The organism is Micromonospora sp. M51 (assembly GCF_018070305.1).
Classification (GTDB): domain Bacteria; phylum Actinomycetota; class Actinomycetes; order Mycobacteriales; family Micromonosporaceae; genus Micromonospora; species Micromonospora parva.
Window position 1 is genome coordinate 1 of record NZ_JAGPXZ010001290.1, and the last position, 915, is coordinate 915.

Annotated in this window: 1 pseudogene; it reads right to left on the minus strand. The window is 76.1% G+C overall.

Features of this window, described 5'->3' with window-relative positions:
- Positions 1 to 850 (minus strand): annotated as a pseudogene (locus KBX53_RS34350) (hypothetical protein); the annotation flags it as partial.
- Positions 851 to 915: the final 65 nt, after the last annotated feature.

The window sequence follows — 915 nt, forward strand, 5'->3', positions numbered from 1 at the left end:
CGAGCCGCCCGTCGGGCAGCTCCCCGTAGACGTTGAGGCTCTTGCGGTCGAGGAAGTCGAGCAACGGCCCCGCACCGGGCCGCCAGAGGGTGTGACCGGCGCCGGTCGGGTCGAGGCGGACCAGCACGCTGTCGGCGACGAATCGGACGGGCTCCGCCCCCGCGGGCACCGGGGTGCGCACCGCCCCGATGAGTTGGGTGCCGACCACGCCCGCCACCAGCAGGTCGCCGCCGTCGCGCCAGGCGACCTGGAGGCTGTCCGGGGCCAGCACGATCCCGCCCGCCCCGGCCAGCAGCACCTGCACCAGGCCGTCGTCCTGCACCACCCACAGGGAGCGCCCCGCGGTGGTCGGCGCGCCGACCACCAGCCAACCGTTGCCGCTGGGCAGTGGCTGGGCGCGTTCGGCCGCCCCGACGTCGGGAAGTACGAGTCGCCGCCCGGCGGCGCTGACCAGCGTCTCGCCGGCCGGCGGAGCGGCCGATGTCTCGGGCGAGGGGACGGAGCCGGGAATGCTGGCCTTCGGGAGCGGCCGGTTGGTCGGGCCCGGGTCACCGATCACCACGATGGGGGGCCCGTCCCGGCTGGTCTCGGCGCCGAGCTGGGCGATGCCGGCGCTGAGCAGCACGGTGGTGACCGCGGCGAGGGCGACGCCGGCTGCGGCGCGTCGACGCCGGATCCGGTTCGCGCGGCGGATGGCCTGGCCCGCCGGATCGACGCTCAGTGGGCGGGTACGCGCGACCTGGTGCGAGAGGCTCTCCCGCACCGCACCTTCCAACTCGTCAGGCCGCACCTGGTATGAACGCGGCGGGACGTCCGTCAGGTTGTCGGGCCGGCCGGGGAGTTCAATCACTGCTGCTCCCCGGAGCCCGTGCCGACGGGCACGGCCGCCGGGGCGGTGGGCAGCACGACCTGCGG